Source organism: Cyanobium sp. Maggiore-St4-Cus (assembly GCF_024345615.1).
Lineage (GTDB): Bacteria > Cyanobacteriota > Cyanobacteriia > PCC-6307 > Cyanobiaceae > Cyanobium_A > Cyanobium_A usitatum.
This window is the reverse complement of record NZ_JAGQBL010000006.1, coordinates 16,919-32,853: the sequence shown is the minus strand read 5'-3', so window position 1 is coordinate 32,853 and position 15,935 is coordinate 16,919. Positions and strand designations below refer to the sequence as shown.

Below are 15,935 nucleotides of genomic sequence, written 5' to 3'. Positions count from 1 at the left end.
GTTCCGCCTCAGGCCAGCTCTAGTAGCAACAGGCCGTGGCACAAGCTCGGATTTAGCGTTTGCGCAGCACTGTCCGGTCGTTGACACAACCCGGCACCACCTCTCCCCCCTCAGGGGAAAGAGCCGCCAGCTGGCGGGATGAATTGCGGCGTCAACTTGCAGCCATTCCCCCCCAGCGCCGCCGCGGCCTGCGCAGCTTTGCCCCCGCCGCAACCGCCGCCACCCTTGATCTGGCAACTCCCCGTAGCAGGAGTGCCCCCCTGCTGGATCTAGCCAGCAACGACTACCTAGGTCTGAGCCGTCACCCCGAGGTGGTGTCAGCCGCCCAGGCCGCCGCGGCCAGCCAGGGACTAGGGGCCGGAGCCTCGCGGCTGGTGAGTGGCAGTCGGCCGGTGCATGGCGAGCTGGAGGCAGCGCTGGCGGCCTGGCTGGGGCGCGAGCAGGTGCTGCTATTTCCCAGCGGCTTTCAGGCAAACCTGGCGGCGGTAGGGGCCCTAGCTGATCGCCACAGCCTGGTGCTGGCCGACCGACTGATCCACCACTCCCTGCTCACCGGGGTGCGCGCCAGCGGTGCCCGGCTGCAGCGCTTCGCCCACAACGACCTGGCCCAGCTCGACTCCCAGCTGCAAGCAGCCCGCCGGCGCGCTCCCGGACAGCGGCTGCTGGTACTGAGCGAGAGCCTCTTCTCGATGCAGGGCACCAGTGTGGATGTGGCGGTCCTGACGGCCCTCTGCGCCGAACACGGCGCCGCCCTGCTGCTCGATGAGGCCCATGCCCTGGGAGTGCTCGGCCCCGGCGGACGGGGGTTGGGCCACAACCAGCCCGAAATCGCCCTGATCAGCGGCACCTTCGGCAAGGCTTTTGGTGGCGGCGGGGCCTTTCTGGCCGGCGATGCCCTGGTGGGGGAATGGCTGCTGCAATCCAGCGGCGCCTTCCGCTACACCACGGCCCTAGCCCCACCATTGGCCGCCGGCGCCCTGGCCGCCCTGGCCCTGATTCAGGCCGAACCCCGCAGCGAGGCCCTGCTGCAGCGAGCCGCCCGTTGGCGCGCCTGTCTGGAAGCGGCCGGCTGGCCGCGGCCGCCAGGCACCGGGCCGATCCTGCCGCTGCTGGTGGGCGACGATCACCGGGCTCTCGAGCTGCAACAACGCTTAGAAGCAGCCGGCCTATTGAGCGTCGCCATCCGCCCCCCCACCGTGCCTGAAGGCACGGCGCGACTGCGGCTGGTGCTGCGCCACGACCTACCGGCGGGCACATTGGAGCGATTGCTCACAGCTCTGGGGAGTCCTGCATGCAGCTGATCGCCATGCACGGATGGGCCGGCGATGCCCAGGGATGGGAACCATTCCACAGCGCCTGGAGCGCCCGCGGCTGGACGTGGCAGTGCGGCGAACGGGGCTACGGCAGGCAAGCTCCCAAGCCGGTGGCCTGGCAGAGCGGCCAGGGGCTGAAGCTGGTGATCGCCCACTCGCTGGGCCCCCATCTGCTGCCCGCCTCCGTGCTGGCCCAGGCCGATGCGGTGGTGCTGCTCGCCAGCTTCGGAGCATTCCTGCCAGGGGGGGCCAGCGGCCGCCGGCTGCGCAGCGCCGTGGCGGCCATGGCAAGCCAGCTGGCCGGCCCCGAAGCCAGCACCATGCTGCAAACCTTCATGGAACGCGCCGCAGCCCCCCAGCCCCCCAGCCTGTTGCCCCCTGGCATCGCCGCCGCCCCTATTGCTGCCTCCGGCCGCCAGCGGCTGGCGGAAGATCTAAACCTGTTGGCGGCCACGGCGGGGCTACCGCCTGGCTTCCCGCTCCAGGCTCGGGTGCTGATAGTGGAGGGCGGCGAGGATCAGATCGTGAGTCCGCAATCCCGCCACCAGCTGCGCAACCTCCTACCTGCCGCCGACAACCTGGTGCTGGCGGGCGTGGGGCATTGCCTGCTCAGCCCGGCCCTCGTGCCCACCGTGTGTGGCTGGATCGAGGGCCTGGCATGAACGCAAATCCAGTACGCGACACGTTTTTAAGTGACACACTTTTAAATGACACGCTTTTACAAGACTCAGTATTCAGCTCGCGAGTGAGCAGCCGCTTCGGCCGCCACGCCGCCGGATATGCCCGCCATGCCCGCCTGCAGCAGGGGGTGGCCTGGCGCCTGGCCCACCTGTGCGCGCCCCTTCCCCTTGCCGCCGGCCCCCGGGCCGATCTGGGCGCCGGCTCAGGGCTGGTGGGCCAGGCGCTGCGGGCTCAGGGATGCCAGGAAGCCTTCCTGCAGCTTGATATCTGCCCCGAACTGCTGGCCCATAACCCCCAAACCACTGCCGGCGGCCAGCTCAGCTGGGACCTCAACTTGGGGCTGCCGGAGCAACTGGGCCAGGCCTCCCTGCTCACCTCCAGCTTCGCGGTGCAGTGGCTGGAGAATCCCCCAGCCCAAGTACAGCACTGGTGCGAGCAGTTGCGGCCAGGGGGCTGGCTCGGCCTGGCAGTGCCGACAAGCGCCAGTTTTCCCCAGTGGCACCAGGCCGCCGCGGCTGCAGGGGTGCCCTGCACAGCTCTGAGCCTGCCCGACGCCGAAGCCCTGCTGGCCGCCGCCAGCAGGGGCGGCCTGATGGCTCACTACAGCCGCCGGCTGCGCTTCAGCCGCGCCTACGGCAGCGGCCTCGGCTTTCTGCAGCAGCTACAGGGCCTCGGGGCCAGCGCTAGCCGAGCCAACCGCCTCAGTGCGGCCCAGTTGCGCCGGCTGCTGCACTGCTGGCCAGCAGATGGCTGCGTCAGCTGGGAAGTATTAGTGCTAGTTGGTCAGCGACCCGGCCCATGAGCAGCTGCAGCAACGCCCTGGTGATCTGCGGCACCGACACCGACGTGGGCAAAACCGTGGTGAGCTCCCTTGTGGTCCAGGGGCTCGGGGCCACCTACTGGAAACCGGTACAAAGCGGACTGGAAGGCGGCGGCGACTCGGGCCGCCTGCAGGCCCTGCTGCAGCTGCCAGCGGAGCGGTTGCTACCGGAGGCCTACCGGCTGCAGACGCCGGTGTCACCCCACTGGGCCGCCGAACTAGAGGGCATCACGATCGACCCGGCCCGGCTGGCCCTGCCGGCAGTGGCCGGAGCATTGGTAGTTGAGACCGCCGGTGGGTTGCTGGTGCCCCTGCGCCGCGACTGGCTGCAAATCGATCAGCTAGCCACCTGGGGGCTGCCGGTGCTGCTGGTGGCCCGCAGCGGCCTGGGCACCCTCAACCACACCCTGCTGTCGGTGGAGGCCCTGCGCCAGCGCTCCATTCCCCTGCTGGGACTGGTGCTTAATGGCCCGCTCCATCCCGACAATCCCGCCACCCTGGCCGCCTTGGCCCAAGCGCCGGTGCTAGCCCAACTGCCACCTTTAGAACCGCTCACCGCCTCCGGGCTGGCTGCCCAATGGCAGGCGCAAGACCTGGGCCGTACCCTGACGGCAGCCATAGCCATGGGCGCAGCCCCCAACCCCCACAGATGAGCAAGCAGCACTGGTTGGTAAGTGGCGCCCTAGTACTGCTTTGCGGCGGGGTGTTGGTGCTGTTCACCGACGTGGAAACCTCCCTGGTTCGCTGGGTCAACTGCGGGCCGCTCTCCACCGCTGGGGAGCGCCAGAGCCGCATCTGCCGTTAAGGCCCCGCCAGAATCACCGCCTCGGCATCGGCCCGCGACAAGCCATAGGGAAAGTGACGCACGCACACCTGGCCGTCGCTGTGCCAGCTCACTTTGAGCTCGTCCACCTCCAGCTCAATCTGGGCGCTCCATTCGGGGCGGTGCAGGTCCCAGAGGCAGGGATTGGCGCGCTGCCGCTTGGCACCCAACTGCTCCAGCCAGTGCTCCAAAGCCGGCAGGGGGTGGTGGTACAGCGGTGTCTGGGAACTGGGCATCTCGGTCATGAAACCAACCCTGTCACGTTGGTGGGTGAGCCCTCAGGCCACCAGCTAGGCAATTGCACCAATTGGGCGCCGCGCATCCAGGCGACTCCCACACCCAGAACCAAGCTCAACACCAGGGCAAAACCCAGCAGCAGCAGCGCCAGCCACTCGCCACCAGAAAGATCACGCCGCACCGAAGCAGGCCGAGTAATGATGATCGGGGGCGGTGCAACAGGGCTACTGGGCACTGAAGGCGGGCGCAGCTGGTCGTCGTAGCGCTGGCGCAGGGCCGGGTCGCTCAGCACCCCATAGGCCTGCTGCAGCTGCTGGAAAGCCAATGCAGCCTCCCCAGGCGGCAGCACGGTTGTATCGGGGTGGTAGCGCTTGCTCAGCCCCCGGAACGCTTGGCGTAGCTCCTGGGGCGAGGCGCTCTGCTGCACCTGGAGCAACGTGTAATAACTGGGTGGGGAGCTGGCCAATGGCAGGGCACCGGGAAAACGATCCGGTCTGCGGGATCCTAGAGATCAGAAACCCGTCGCCAAGCTGGATGGCTCGCACCCTCACCGGCAATGCCCTCTGGCAGGAGCTCGGCTGGCAGCCCAGCCCAGCCCAAGAACAGTCGCTGGGCGACCTGCAGGAGCAGCTGCGCCAATGGAATAGCAAGCTCAACTTGACCCGGCTGGTGGAGGACGACGACTTCTGGATAGCCCAGGTGTTTGACAGCCTCTGGCCCCTGGTGCCCCTGCTGCAATCGGGGGCAGCCCAGGCACCGCTGCGGCTGATCGATGTGGGCACCGGCGGTGGCTTCCCCGGCCTAGCGCTAGCGATCGCCTTTCCCCAGGCCCGGTTGACCCTGGTGGATTCGGTGGGGCGCAAGGTGGAGGCGGTGCAGGCCATGGCCGCAGCGCTAGGGCTTGGGGAGCGAGTGCAGCTGCGCTGCGAGAGGATCGAGCGCACCGGCCAGCAGCAGGCCTGTCGGGGCCAGTTCGACTGGGCCCTGGCCCGGGCCGTGGCCAGCGCGCCGGTGGTGGCCGAATACCTGGTACCGCTGCTGCAACCCCAGGGGCGAGCCCTGCTTTATCGCGGCCAGTGGTCAGCCGATGACCAACGGGACCTCAACGCCGCCCTGATCCCCCTGAAGGCTGGCATCGACCAGTGCCTGGCCAGGGAATTACCTAGTGGCCGGGGTAGCCGCCACGCCCTGGTGGTTAAACCGCTGGCCCCCTGCCCGCGCACCTATCCCAGGGCCGTGGGGCTGCCGGCTAAGCAGCCCCTGGGCGCGGCAACGTGCGCTTGAGCCGCACCGGCGAAGGCACACCAAGGGGAAGAATTTCCTGGCCGTCTAGCTGCTGCTGCAACTCGGGCAACTGCTCATAAGCAACCCAATGGATGCAATCAACGGGACAGGTATCGATCGCCTCCTGTATCAGCTCGGTGGAGTCGCCGTCCTGGCGAATCGCCCGGGAGCGGCCCCAGTCGGGCTCAACCGCAAAGGTGTTGACGGCCACGTGGGCGCAGTAGCGGCAGCCAATGCAGACAGCCTCGTCAACCCATACGGCCTTCTGACCCAAAGCTCCACCCAGCAGTGGTTCGTGACCACTACGCCGTGACTCAGGGGAAAGGGCGGTAGCGGTGAATGCCAGGGAGGGATCAACCATGCCGGGGTGAGCTCCCGGATCTAGGCCCAACGGGTAACCACCAATTCAATGGAGCCGTCTTGCTGCTGGGCTTGCTCGCTCACCTGGAAACCCTCCTCAGCCGTGGCGGCCAGGATGCTGCGCAGGGCATATCGCTGATTGAGCTGGGCCAAGAAGCGTTCCACCGGCACGGCCTGATTCCAGAGGTCGAGGTCGGTCACGAGCTCATAGCTACCGGTCTCGGGATTGAGGCGAAAACCGATGTCAGCGCCATTGGCCTGGGCCACAGCCAGCTGGGCCTCCACGGTTTGGCCGCGATAACCGCGCACCATCAGACTTCCCTGCCTTGGGCCATGGCCCAGATCCTCGAGAGCCTCGAGCAAGGACTGGCGATCACGGAGCTCGGTCTTGATGGTGCTGAAGTGCGACATCGATCTAGGAAGAGGTAATCGGTTCAGGAGAGGGACTGGACCTGGCTTTGCTGGGCCGGTTGCTCGCAGAGAAATGCCTCAGCCGTTGACCGGCGCTGCTGCACAACTCCAAGCCTGGCCTCAATGCGCTCAGTGAGCTGCTCGCACGCCATGCCATTCAGCCCTTCCACCAGCTCATCGACGCGCCCATCGGGGTGGATTCGATAACGGATGGTGAGCTGTTCCATCCCACGCTGGAAAGATCTGAAGATGTTAACCAGGAAATCCAGCTCCCGTTCAGCTGAGCAACCCCTCCTCCACCAGGGTCTGCAGACGCTCCAACACCTCCGGCTGCTCGAGCTGCTCAAGGGCCAGCCGGGCCTCATCGCGCACACCCGATTCGAAATCGTTGAGCATGGCGTGCAAAAGGGACTCAACCACCAGCTGCTGCCGGGGCTCCACCAACTCGCCGAAGAGGCGACCGAGGGCCCAGGCGCTGTTGCTGCGCACCGCCGGCTCACTGTCGATGCGCATGCTGAGCAACAGCTGGGCAGCAGCTGGATCGGCCTTTGCCGGCCCGGTGCAGCCCGCCTCAGCCAGGGAGCTGGCAGCCCAGAGACGCACCGCGGAGATATCCACCTGCAGGGAGCGGATTAGGGGATTAAGGATGGGAGCGTCGGGGTAGTTGCCCAGGCTCCAGGCCACGGCCTTGCGCACGTAGCCGTTGTCATCTGAGACCAGCAGGCCCAGCAGGGGCTCAACCGCCTGGGGGCTGGGGTTGCGGCCCAAGGCGTAGACCGCGCTCATCCGCAGGATCGGGCAGCTCTCCGTCAGCAGCGGCAGCAACAGGGGCAGGGCCCGGGGATCACGGTGTTCACAAAAAATGCGCAACCCCTGCATGCACTGCCCGTGACTGTCTGCCCCTGCATCGCCCCGCAACAACGCCAAGCCCAGATCGCACTCGGCCGCCACATCACTGGCCGTTGGATCACTGCTATCAAGATCGTCGAGCGGATCACCGCGCAGCTCTTCTGCCAGCTCCTGAGCCAGCATCTCGGGGTCGAGGTACAGCTCCTGGGGACTGCCACCGAAGGGACTCTCCCCACCGGACGGCTGATCGGACTGGGGAGAAACGCTCACAACGTTGAATCAGCCAATCGGGGCGGGGGCCGCCATGTCACCTGGCAACCAGATGCGGGCGCTCACGGCAAACAGGGCCAGACCAAACAACACCACAATCGCGGCCGGCAGCAGGGTGGAGCGAAAAAATTGCACAGCCGAGGCATTTGCGAGTGCTGGCTTCCATCATCGCCCCTAGGGTTCGCCGAACAACGCCTATGTGATGGCAGATAAGAGTTCCGGCCGCTGGCTGCGTCTAACAGCTGTGACCGCCGAGGGAGTAGCCAGCGGCACCCCGCTGATGGTGGGCAGCAAGTTGCTGCAGGGCTGGCTCACCGCTAGCGGAGTTCCTCTTGCCCTCATCGGCCTGATCCCGCTAGCTGAGCTGCCTTACACCCTCAAGCTTTTCTGGGCGCCACTTTTAGACCGCTGGCCGATCGCCTGGCCCGATCGCCGCCGCGGCTGGCTGCTGCTGATGCAGCTAATCCTGGTGCCACTGATTGCGGCGATGGCCCTGCTGCAACCCAGCACTAATCCAGCCAGCCTCACCGCCATCGGCATCGCGGCCCTGGTGCTGGCCGTCTGCAGTGCCACCCAGGACATCGCTGTCGACGCATATCGCACCGACCTCCTGCCCGAGGCGGAGCGGGGGCCAGGTGCTGCCGGAGCCACCCTCGGCTACCGGGCCGCCATGCTCGCGGTGGGTGCCGGTGGCTTCCTGCTGGCTGATCGCTTTGGCTGGCCTGCCGCCTTCCTTGCCGCCGCAGCTCTGCTGGCGGCCGTAGTGCCCTTCACCATCTGGGCCCCGGCCCTGCAACCGGTGCAACACCCGGTCACGAGCCTGCGGCAGGCGGTGCTTGGTCCAACGCGGGAGTTCCTGTTCCGGGCGGGACCAAACCGGGCCTGGCAATTGCTGCTGCTGGTGCTGCTCTACCGCTGGCCCGATGGCCTACTGAACGCCATGGCCATCCCCTTTCTGAAATTGCAGGGGTTCAGCGATGCCCAGATCGGCTTGGTGCAGGGGGGCTGGGCGATTGCCGCCACCATGGCCGGCACCGTGATTGGCGGCGTGCTGTTTGCCCGGATCGGCATGAACCGCTCCCTGTGGCTGTTCGCAATCGCCGGCGTTTGCGGCAACCTCACCTATTGGGCCCTGGCCCAGTTCAATTGGGGCTTCGGCGGGCTGATCGCCGCCGTGAGCCTGGAGAACCTGAGCGGAGGCATGGTGGGCGCGGTGTTTGTGGCGCTGCTGATGAGCCTCTGCAACCCGCGCTTTTCGGCCACCCAGTACGCCCTACTTTCCGGCATCTACGCACTGAGCCGCTCGCTGCTGTCGGCCCCGGCCGGCGTGGTGGCGGGCAACGTGGGCTGGCCCATGTTTTTCCTGGCTACGGCCGCTGCCGCCATACCCGCTTTTCTGCTGATGCTGCAGCTCACCCCCTGGGGGGAACAGGAAGCACGCGGCGCCTTCGATCCCAGCCGCGACTCCACCTGATCAAGCTCTAGCTCACGCCGGCTCCAGGCTGCCCTCGAGCCGGCGACGCAGTTGGCCGCAAGCTGCATCGGCATCGAGGCCGCGGCTAGCCCGCACACTTACAGCCACGTGGCGATCGATCAGGGCCTGTCGAAACGCTTCCACTGCGCCAGGCGCCGGACGCTGGAATTCCTCCTCGGCAATTGGGTTGTAAGCGATCAGATTCACATGACTCTGGAAGCCACGCAGGAGCCGCGAAAGGGCCTCCGCATGGCGGGGCTGGTCGTTTAGCCCGCCTAGCAGGATGTATTCAAAACTCACCCGCCGGCCGGTGAGCTCAACGTAGTGGCGGCAATCGGCCAGCAACGCCTCCAGGGGATAGGCATGGGCCGTGGGGATCAGCTCCTCCCGTAGCTGCTGGTCAGGGGCATGCAGGCTCACCGCCAAGGTGAACTGGGCCCGACCCAGCCGCTCTAGGGCCTGCTCCGCCAAGGTGGGCAGGCTTTTGGGCACCCCCACGGTGCTCACGGTGATCTGGCGCTGGGCCATACCGAGATCGGTGCAGAGGCAATCGATCGCTGCCAGCACCGCCTCGCTGTTGAGCAGGGGCTCACCCATACCCATAAACACCACGTGACTGGGGCGCTGGTCCATCACCTCACGCACGCTCAGCACCTGATCAACGATCTCGTGCACCGCCAGGGAGCGCTGCAGCCCCCCTTTACCGGTGGCGCAAAAGCGACAGGCCATCGGGCAGCCCACCTGGCTGCTCACACAAACCGTGAGCCTGCCTTCGGCGGGGATGCCCACGGTCTCGAGGCTGAGGCCGTCGTGAGTACCCAGCAATAGTTTTGTGGTGCCATCGCGGGCGACGCTGCGGTGCAGCTCCCGCGAGCGACCGATCCAGTCGGAGGCACCACTGGGGGGCTGGCCGGCCAGCTGGTCCCGGAAAGCCTTTGGCAGCACCGTTACCTGATCGAGGCTGCGGGCTCCCTTGGCGTAAAGCCAATCGTGCAGCTGACGGCCGCGGAAGGCGGCTTGACCATGGCCAACAGCCCACTGCTCCAGGGCCGGCAAACCCATCCCCAGCAGGGGAGTGGCTAGCGGCGCAGCGGGCGATGTGCTCAAGGCCAGATCAGCAAGCCGTGGCCCAGCTTCCACTCCGCCACCAGCAGGGCAATAAAACCGAGCATGGCCATGCGGCCATTGAGCAGCTCGGTGTGGGTGTGGAAGCCAAAGCGGGGCAACCGGCGCTGGGGAACCGGCGTATTAAGGCTGGTGCGGACGGAATCACTCATCGGTGAGCAGACCCTCTTCCTGTAGGCCCTCGAGGGCAGCGGGATCAGCGATCAGCTCCTCCTCCAGACCCTCCTCAACGGATGGCCTGGTAAATGCTGCCGTGCCGCTGGCGCTGGCTTCGATGCCATGACGGCTGCGAGTTGCCTCAAGATCCTCATCGGAGGGATCATCCAGCACGGCCATCGACGCCGCCGGGGCAGGCATCTCGACTGTGTAATCGGGACGCAGGTTCTGCATACGGCGATAGCCCATGGCCTCCTCTTCGAGGATGTCGGGATGGGGGCCCGCCTCTGCCCGCAGCTCCTCTTCGAAGCCGCTGAAGCCAGTACCAGCAGGGATCAGGCGGCCGATGATCACGTTCTCCTTGAGACCGCGCAGCCAGTCGCTCTTGCCTTCAATAGCCGCCTCAGTCAGCACCCGGGTGGTCTCCTGGAAGGAGGCAGCCGAGATGAAGCTGTCGGTGTTGAGCGAAGCCTTGGTGATACCAAGCAGCACCGGTGTGAACTCGGCGGGTGCGCCACCGGTGATTGCCATGGCGCTATTGACCTGCTCCACTTGACGCAGCTCGATTAGCTCACCGGGCAGCAGGGTGGTGTCCCCGGCATCCTCGATGCGCACCTTGCTGGTCATCTGGCGCACGATCACTTCGATGTGCTTGTCGCTAATAGCAACTCCCTGGCTCTTGTAGACGTTCTGCACCTCCGTGACCATCCGGAACTGCAACTTGGAGATCGCCTCCTGGGCCGCGTCCATGGTGGGCTTGCGGCTGCGCAGATCTTCGAAGAAGCACTCCAGCAACTCGTGGGGATTGATCGGGCCGTCGGTGAGCGATTCACCGGCGTGCACCTGCTGGCTATCACTCACCATCACGTTGCGACCCAACAGGATTGGGTACTCGGTGATGGCATCGTCGTGCTCGATAACCGAGACGGTTATGGAGTCATCGTCATCACCCTGCTTGATCTGCACGGTGCCACTCTTGCGGCAGAGAATTGTGGATTCCCGCGGACGGCGGGCCTCCAGCAGCTCCTCGATACGGGGCAGACCCTGCACGATGTCGCCTGTCTTTTGACGTTCGAACACCAGCAGTGCTAGGGCGTCACCGCGCTGCACCAACTCACCGTCGCGAACGTGCAGCACGGAGTCGGGCGAAACCATGTAGGGGCGACCGAGGCGAATCGTGAGGGTGCTGCCGTTGATGGCCTCCACCTGACCACAGCAAGGGGCTTCGACCCCTTCCGCCAGCCGGTCCCCATCGACGATGCGCTGGTCAACCCCAACCTCACACTTGGCCGAACCAAGCTCGATGTTGCGGGTGTCGCCATCACGCTCCACGATCAAACGGCGAATCGGCTCGCCATCGACCAGATCAGGCAGCTGAACCACTCCATCCTCCTTGCAGAGGATTTGGGTGGTGGCCACCACATCGCCGCGCTTCACAGCAATGCCGTCTTCCACCTGGAGATCGGTGTGGGTGGAGCCGTGGCTGGCATCGGAGAGGGTGTCGCGACGCACAAGCAGGGTTTCCAAAATCGTGAGCTGCAGTCGCTCGATCGTCTTAGCCCGCTTATCAGACACCGCTTCCACATCCACCGTCATCTGGGGAGTGGTGTCGATGGTTTCCAGGATCAGCTGGGTGCGCAGCAGCTCCACTCCATCAACGCTCTTGATCAGCTCGCCGTCCTTAAAGGCCAGGCGTTGGGTGGCCTTGAGATTCAAAGAGGGGCCGCCAGACTGCTTAACCGCGCCCAATTCGGGCAGGTGGGCAGCATCCGGGATGGCGTACTCCTCAACGGGACGCAGCAGCAGGGCCCCACCGTCGGGGGTTTCAACTGACTCAACAAACAGAATCGCCTCTGCCTTAAGACCCTTGGAGATCTCCTCGCCAGGGGTAACCATCTTGCCGTCAGCGAATTTGCTGATGGTTTTGCTATCGGAAACCAGGTGCAGAGTGCCTGAGCGCACAATGATTTCCCGAAGAATGTCGTTCTTCTGGGTCACCGTGACGATGCCTGCGGTCTGGCTGAAGATGTCCTTCACCACCTCGGTGCCGGCCTCAATCCACTGGCCGTCCTCAATCATCAACAGGGAGATATCCTTGTTGATCTCGTGGGTTTCCTGGGGGATCCACAGCAGGGTGCCGCCCTTGCTCACCTCGTAGCCGTTCTTGGCGCTACGGGCTTTCTTGATCGAAAGGCCAGGGGCAAACTTGACGGTGCCTCCGGTCTGGGTGCGGAAGCGGTCGTCGGCGAGCTCCGCGATCACCTCACCGTTAGCGATCTTGCTGCCCGGAGCGGTATTGAGGCGGTAGCGGATGTTGTCCTTGCCCTCGAGGTGCCAGATCTCGCCAGAGTGGGTGGATTCACCAACCAACTTGCAATCTTTGAGGGTGAGACTGGAGGTAACAATCTGTACCTCGCGGGAGTCACCGGCGCTGTCGCGCAGGCGCACGGCGCCGCCGTACTCGCTCACCAAGCGGCTTTCGGCCAGCACTTCCCCGGTGGTGACGGGCTTGTTGCCGCCCACCACGGGCAGGGCGTTGGGGGGCAGGTTGTAAACGTCTCCGCTGAACACCCACATCCGGCCCAGGCGCTGGGCCTTAAGGGTGATGTTGCCCTGGCGGTCGGTGACCTCCTTGGGCTGGATCGCATCCTCGTAACGAACCTGACCGGCCAGGTCGCAGATCACGTCCTTGGTGGCCTTCTCAATGCTCTTTTTAACCGTCACGCCAGCAGCGATCTGGGCCAGGATCGTATCTCCGGGCACGGTGTCGCCATCAGCGACAAACAGGATCGAGCCGCTAACAATATCGAGCTTTTGCAGCTTGCCCTTACCCGTGGGCTTAACGCTGAGGGTGAAGTCTGTTTCGGCTAGCTGGGCCTCCACACCGTGGGGGGTGCGGAAGGGGCGCACCCGAGCCTTGGGCCCGAATTCGACCGTTCCATCTACCAATGAGCGCACCACGCCGGATTCGGCCGTGGACACACCACCGGTGTGGAAGGTCCGCATCGTCAGCTGGGTGCCGGGTTCACCGATCGACTGGGCAGCGACGATGCCGACGGCTTCGCCCAGATCAACCAGCTGGTTGTGGGCTAGGGCCCAGCCGTAGCACTTACGGCACACCGAGCGGGAGGCCTCGCAGGTAAGCGGCGAACGCACCTTCACCGTTTTCACAGCACCTGCCTCGATCCGGCGCGCCAGGATCGGATCGATCTCACCGTCGCGATCAACAATGATTTCGCCGTCCTCTGCCACCACGGGCTCGGCTGCTAAGCGACCGATCAACCTGGAACCAAACCTGCCTTTCTCATCGGCATCGATAGGAATGCTGCGGGTTGTACCGCAGTCGTCTTCCCGCACGATCACGTCCTGGGCTACGTCTACCAAGCGACGGGTGAGGTAGCCGGAGTCTGCTGTACGAAGGGCGGTGTCCACCAAACCCTTGCGGGCGCCGTAGGAGGAGATCACGTATTCAGTGACCGTCAGACCCTCACGGAAGTTTGTGCGAATCGGCAAGTCAATGATTTCCCCCTGGGGGTTGGCCATCAAGCCGCGCATGCCCACTAGCTGGCGCACCTGGGACATATTGCCCCGGGCGCCGGAGTTGGCCATCATCCAAACCGAGTTGAGTGGATCGTTCTCGTTGAAGTTGCGGCGAACCGCAGCCACGAGCCGTTCGTTGGTTTCGGTCCAGGTGTCGATCACCTTGGTGTGACGTTCAACCTCGGTGATCTCGCCAAGTCGGTAGCGCTCTTCGGTTTCAGTGATCTGCTCCTCGGCTTCAGCCAGCAGGGCAGCTTTGTCACCAGGGATGCGCAGATCGTCGACGGAGATCGAAACGGCTGCCTGGGTGGCGTAGTGGAAGCCGAGATCCTTGAGCTCATCAGCCAGTGAGGCCGTAGCAGCCGTGCCGTGGTGCTTGTAGGCCCAAGCGACCAGATTGCGCAGCGCCTTCTTGTCGATGATGCGGTTGCGGAAGGGTGGCGCCTGCTTGCTAAGCGCCTTGCTCGCCTTTAGTGCTGCAGCAGCAGCAATTTCGAGAGCGGCTGCCTCGGCGGCCTTCTTGGCGCTCTTCTTGGTGGTTTTCTTAGCAGGTGTGGCTGTCATGGCTGCGCGCAGTTGATAGTCGTAAGAGGAAGGAAAACGGAAACCCGGAACATTGAATCCGGAACGGCCGTCAGGTCGCAGCCACGGCGTCGATGATCGTGTGGTTGATCACTACGCGACCCACGGTGGTGAGCAGGTAGCGGCTGATAAGGGCACCATCTTCATCAAAGCGATCGCGACGGAACAGCCACTGCTCGATGCGAGTGCCGTCGCTGAGGGTTTCTTCTTTTTGGGGCTGCTTGTCCTCGTCGTCGTTCTCCACCTCGCCGTTGAAACGCACCCAGATCCAATCGTGGAGGTGAAGGTGCTTCTCCTCAAAGGCATCGATCACATCGTCGAGGTTGGCGAAGGTATTGGCCCGGTCGCCAAATTCAGGCTTGATGGCTCCAGGCTTTTCGGCCGTGAGGTAGTAAGCGCCAAGAACCATGTCCTGGGACGGGGTGATGATCGGCTCGCCAGTGGCGGGCGAAAGGATGTTGTTGCTCGCCAGCATCAACATGCGGGCCTCAGTTTGAGCTTCGATCGCCAGCGGCACGTGCACGGCCATCTGGTCACCGTCAAAGTCGGCGTTAAAGGCCGGACACACCAGTGGATGTAACTGGATGGCGCGACCATCAACAAGTTTCGGCTCAAAGGCCTGGATGCCAAGACGGTGCAGGGTCGGAGCCCGGTTCAGCAGGATCGGGTGACCTTCGATCACCTCCTGAAGCACCTGCATCACTTCATCGTCGGCGCGCTGAATCAACTTCTTAGCGGCCTTGATGTTGTTGACGATGTTCTGGCGGATCAGGCGATGAATCACGAACGGCTGGAACAACTCGATCGCCATCTCCTTAGGCAGGCCGCACTGGTGCATCTTCAGCTTCGGACCCACCACGATCACGGAACGACCGGAGTAGTCGACCCGCTTACCAAGAAGGTTTTGACGGAAGCGGCCCTGCTTGCCCTCGATGATGTCGCTCAGCGACTTCAGAGCTCGGTTGTTGGCCCCCACCACGGTGCGACCACGGCGGCCGTTGTCGATTAGGGCGTCTACCGCCTCCTGCAGCATCCGCTTCTCGTTGCGAACGATGATTTCAGGAGCGAGGATCTCCTGCAAACGGGCCAACCGGTTGTTCCGGTTGATGACGCGGCGGTAGAGATCGTTGAGGTCTGAGGTGGCGAAGCGGCCGCCATCAAGCTGCACCATCGGGCGCAGGTCGGGCGGAATCACCGGGATCACATCGAGCACCATCCAGTCGGGACGGGCACCAGTGGCGATGAAGTTGTCTATCACGCGCAGACGCTTGATTAGCTTGGCGCGCTTTTGCCCCTTGCTGGCGGCAATGTCCCCACGCAGCTGCTCGGCGGTCTCGTTGAGTTCAAGATCTTCCAGCAGTTGCTTCAAAGCCTCGGCGCCGATGCCCACTACGGGCTCATTCTCAATATCCGAATCCTCGGCGTAGATCTGGTCCTCGATCTCCAACCACTCATCTTCCGTAAGAAGTTGCTTGTAGGTGAGGTCCTTGTGGTCGCCCGGGTCGAGCACCACGTAGCAGTTGAAGTAAACAATCTGCTCCACATCCCGCAGAGGCATGTCGAGCAGGATCGCTACATAGCTGGGAATGCCCTTGAGATACCAAACGTGGGATACGGGGGCAGCCAGCTTGATGAAACCCATGCGGTGACGGCGCACCCGGCTCTCCGTCACCTCCACACCACAGCGCTCGCAGACGATGCCGCGGTGGCGCACCCTTTTGTACTTGCCGCAGTGGCACTCCCAGTCCTTGGAGGGGCCAAAGATCTTCTCGCAGAAGAGCCCGTCCATCTCGGGCTTCAGCGTGCGGTAATTGATGGTTTCGGGCTTGGTTACCTCACCCACCACTTGACCGTTGGGCAGCGTGCGCTGCCCCCACTGCATGATCCGCTCCGGCGACGCCAAGGTGATCTTGACGTAGTCGAAGTGGTTTTCAGTGCGGAGGTTGCTGTTGGACATCGGCTTGCAGCTCGCGGAGATCGAGAAAGGAATGGGAGGCACGGCTTCGCCCG

Annotated in this window: 18 protein-coding genes; 7 read left to right on the top strand and 11 right to left on the bottom strand. The window is 64.5% G+C overall.

All coding sequences use genetic code 11. The annotated features are described in order from the left end of the window. Positions 1 to 143 precede the first annotated feature (143 nt). The 5 genes from KBY99_RS07025 (at position 144) to KBY99_RS07005 (ending at position 3,619) form a co-directional block, all read left to right on the top strand. Positions 144 to 1,301 (top strand): aminotransferase class I/II-fold pyridoxal phosphate-dependent enzyme, encoded by a 1,158-nt coding sequence (locus KBY99_RS07025; RefSeq protein WP_409996546.1) that lies wholly within the window; start codon positions 144 to 146, stop codon positions 1,299 to 1,301. Further along, positions 1,292 to 1,975 carry an alpha/beta fold hydrolase gene (locus KBY99_RS07020; protein WP_254998228.1) on the top strand — a complete coding sequence of 228 codons (684 nt, stop codon included), beginning with the start codon at positions 1,292 to 1,294 and terminating at the stop codon, positions 1,973 to 1,975. The genes KBY99_RS07025 and KBY99_RS07020 overlap by 10 nt, the downstream gene beginning before the upstream one ends. Positions 1,976 to 2,058: 83 nt before the next feature. Further along, positions 2,059 to 2,796 (top strand): methyltransferase domain-containing protein, encoded by a 738-nt coding sequence (locus KBY99_RS07015; protein WP_254998226.1) that lies wholly within the window; start codon positions 2,059 to 2,061, stop codon positions 2,794 to 2,796. Further along, positions 2,793 to 3,467, top strand: coding sequence for a dethiobiotin synthase (gene bioD, locus KBY99_RS07010; protein WP_254998225.1), 675 nt, complete (start codon positions 2,793 to 2,795; stop codon positions 3,465 to 3,467). Before KBY99_RS07015 ends, bioD begins: the two co-directional genes overlap by 4 nt. After that, the gene (locus KBY99_RS07005) at positions 3,464 to 3,619 is read left to right on the top strand and encodes a hypothetical protein (protein WP_254998224.1); all 156 of its coding nucleotides are present in this window, start codon (positions 3,464 to 3,466) and stop codon (positions 3,617 to 3,619) included. The genes bioD and KBY99_RS07005 overlap by 4 nt, the downstream gene beginning before the upstream one ends. Here the strand turns inward: KBY99_RS07005 and KBY99_RS07000 are convergent. Both KBY99_RS07000 and KBY99_RS06995 read right to left on the bottom strand, forming a co-directional pair. After that, positions 3,616 to 3,882 (bottom strand): DUF3143 domain-containing protein, encoded by a 267-nt coding sequence (locus KBY99_RS07000; protein WP_106502354.1) that lies wholly within the window; start codon positions 3,880 to 3,882, stop codon positions 3,616 to 3,618. The genes KBY99_RS07005 and KBY99_RS07000 overlap by 4 nt on opposite strands. Then, entirely contained in the window at positions 3,879 to 4,340 is a 462-nt protein-coding gene (locus KBY99_RS06995; RefSeq protein ID WP_254998223.1) for a J domain-containing protein, read from the bottom strand. Before KBY99_RS06995 ends, KBY99_RS07000 begins: the two co-directional genes overlap by 4 nt. Positions 4,341 to 4,408: 68 nt before the next feature. On the opposite strand from KBY99_RS06995, the gene rsmG reads away from it, so the two are divergent. Further along, positions 4,409 to 5,158, top strand: a complete 750-nt coding sequence (rsmG, locus tag KBY99_RS06990; protein WP_254998220.1) for a 16S rRNA (guanine(527)-N(7))-methyltransferase RsmG — start codon at positions 4,409 to 4,411, stop codon at positions 5,156 to 5,158. Here the strand turns inward: rsmG and KBY99_RS06985 are convergent. The 5 genes from KBY99_RS06985 to KBY99_RS06965 all read right to left on the bottom strand — a co-directional run bounded on the left by KBY99_RS06985 (position 5,124) and on the right by KBY99_RS06965 (position 7,183). Further along, the gene (locus KBY99_RS06985; protein ID WP_254998218.1) at positions 5,124 to 5,519 is read right to left on the bottom strand and encodes a ferredoxin; all 396 of its coding nucleotides are present in this window, start codon (positions 5,517 to 5,519) and stop codon (positions 5,124 to 5,126) included. The genes rsmG and KBY99_RS06985 overlap by 35 nt on opposite strands. Positions 5,520 to 5,539: 20 nt before the next feature. Then, positions 5,540 to 5,929, bottom strand: a complete 390-nt coding sequence (locus KBY99_RS06980) for a DUF1257 domain-containing protein (RefSeq protein ID WP_254998216.1) — start codon at positions 5,927 to 5,929, stop codon at positions 5,540 to 5,542. Positions 5,930 to 5,952: 23 nt separating this feature from the next. Beyond that, positions 5,953 to 6,156 (bottom strand): DUF2997 domain-containing protein, encoded by a 204-nt coding sequence (locus tag KBY99_RS06975; protein WP_254998214.1) that lies wholly within the window; start codon positions 6,154 to 6,156, stop codon positions 5,953 to 5,955. Between the two features lie 49 nt (positions 6,157 to 6,205). Further along, positions 6,206 to 6,961: a HEAT repeat domain-containing protein gene (locus KBY99_RS06970; protein ID WP_254941030.1), complete on the bottom strand. Its 756-nt coding sequence runs from the start codon at positions 6,959 to 6,961 to the stop codon at positions 6,206 to 6,208. 96 nt (positions 6,962 to 7,057) lie between these two features. Then, a complete protein-coding gene (locus tag KBY99_RS06965; RefSeq protein WP_254931229.1) occupies positions 7,058 to 7,183 on the bottom strand; it encodes a hypothetical protein in 126 nt (41 codons plus the stop codon). Positions 7,184 to 7,250: 67 nt separating this feature from the next. Between KBY99_RS06965 and KBY99_RS06960 the strand changes: the two genes are divergently transcribed. Beyond that, entirely contained in the window at positions 7,251 to 8,522 is a 1,272-nt protein-coding gene (locus KBY99_RS06960) for an AmpG family muropeptide MFS transporter (protein ID WP_254998211.1), read from the top strand. A 12-nt stretch (positions 8,523 to 8,534) separates the two neighbouring features. Here the strand turns inward: KBY99_RS06960 and rlmN are convergent, their stop codons facing one another. The 4 genes from rlmN to KBY99_RS06940 all read right to left on the bottom strand — a co-directional run bounded on the left by rlmN (position 8,535) and on the right by KBY99_RS06940 (position 15,882). Then, positions 8,535 to 9,584 carry a 23S rRNA (adenine(2503)-C(2))-methyltransferase RlmN gene (rlmN, locus tag KBY99_RS06955; protein WP_254998409.1) on the bottom strand — a complete coding sequence of 350 codons (1,050 nt, stop codon included), beginning with the start codon at positions 9,582 to 9,584 and terminating at the stop codon, positions 8,535 to 8,537. Positions 9,585 to 9,625: 41 nt separating this feature from the next. Further along, on the bottom strand, positions 9,626 to 9,799 hold the full coding sequence (locus KBY99_RS06950; RefSeq protein ID WP_254940948.1) for a chlorophyll a/b-binding protein: 174 nt from the start codon (positions 9,797 to 9,799) through the stop codon (positions 9,626 to 9,628). Further along, positions 9,792 to 13,907, bottom strand: coding sequence for a DNA-directed RNA polymerase subunit beta' (locus KBY99_RS06945; protein ID WP_254998209.1), 4,116 nt, complete (start codon positions 13,905 to 13,907; stop codon positions 9,792 to 9,794). The genes KBY99_RS06950 and KBY99_RS06945 overlap by 8 nt, the downstream gene beginning before the upstream one ends. A gap of 70 nt (positions 13,908 to 13,977) precedes the next feature. After that, a complete protein-coding gene (locus KBY99_RS06940) occupies positions 13,978 to 15,882 on the bottom strand; it encodes a DNA-directed RNA polymerase subunit gamma (protein WP_254940946.1) in 1,905 nt (634 codons plus the stop codon). Between the last annotated feature and the right edge of the window lie 53 nt (positions 15,883 to 15,935).

What these genes read in the sequence shown, in the direction of transcription:
- KBY99_RS06985 (WP_254998218.1), bottom strand. Translation starts at nt 5,519, where the DNA reads ATGGTTGATCCCTCCCTGGCATTCACCGCTACCGCCCTTTCCCCTGAG.
- KBY99_RS06950 (WP_254940948.1), bottom strand. Translation starts at nt 9,799, where the DNA reads ATGAGTGATTCCGTCCGCACCAGCCTTAATACGCCGGTTCCCCAGCGC.
- KBY99_RS06970 (WP_254941030.1), bottom strand. Translation starts at nt 6,961, where the DNA reads ATGCTGGCTCAGGAGCTGGCAGAAGAGCTGCGCGGTGATCCGCTCGAC.
- KBY99_RS06945 (WP_254998209.1), bottom strand. Translation starts at nt 13,907, where the DNA reads ATGACAGCCACACCTGCTAAGAAAACCACCAAGAAGAGCGCCAAGAAG.
- KBY99_RS06975 (WP_254998214.1), bottom strand. Translation starts at nt 6,156, where the DNA reads ATGGAACAGCTCACCATCCGTTATCGAATCCACCCCGATGGGCGCGTC.
- KBY99_RS07020 (WP_254998228.1), top strand. Translation starts at nt 1,292, where the DNA reads ATGCAGCTGATCGCCATGCACGGATGGGCCGGCGATGCCCAGGGATGG.
- KBY99_RS06940 (WP_254940946.1), bottom strand. Translation starts at nt 15,882, where the DNA reads ATGTCCAACAGCAACCTCCGCACTGAAAACCACTTCGACTACGTCAAG.
- rlmN (WP_254998409.1), bottom strand. Translation starts at nt 9,584, where the DNA reads ATGGGTTTGCCGGCCCTGGAGCAGTGGGCTGTTGGCCATGGTCAAGCC.
- KBY99_RS06980 (WP_254998216.1), bottom strand. Translation starts at nt 5,929, where the DNA reads ATGTCGCACTTCAGCACCATCAAGACCGAGCTCCGTGATCGCCAGTCC.
- KBY99_RS07000 (WP_106502354.1), bottom strand. Translation starts at nt 3,882, where the DNA reads ATGACCGAGATGCCCAGTTCCCAGACACCGCTGTACCACCACCCCCTG.
- rsmG (WP_254998220.1), top strand. Translation starts at nt 4,409, where the DNA reads ATGGCTCGCACCCTCACCGGCAATGCCCTCTGGCAGGAGCTCGGCTGG.
- bioD (WP_254998225.1), top strand. Translation starts at nt 2,793, where the DNA reads ATGAGCAGCTGCAGCAACGCCCTGGTGATCTGCGGCACCGACACCGAC.
- KBY99_RS07005 (WP_254998224.1), top strand. Translation starts at nt 3,464, where the DNA reads ATGAGCAAGCAGCACTGGTTGGTAAGTGGCGCCCTAGTACTGCTTTGC.
- KBY99_RS06960 (WP_254998211.1), top strand. Translation starts at nt 7,251, where the DNA reads ATGGCAGATAAGAGTTCCGGCCGCTGGCTGCGTCTAACAGCTGTGACC.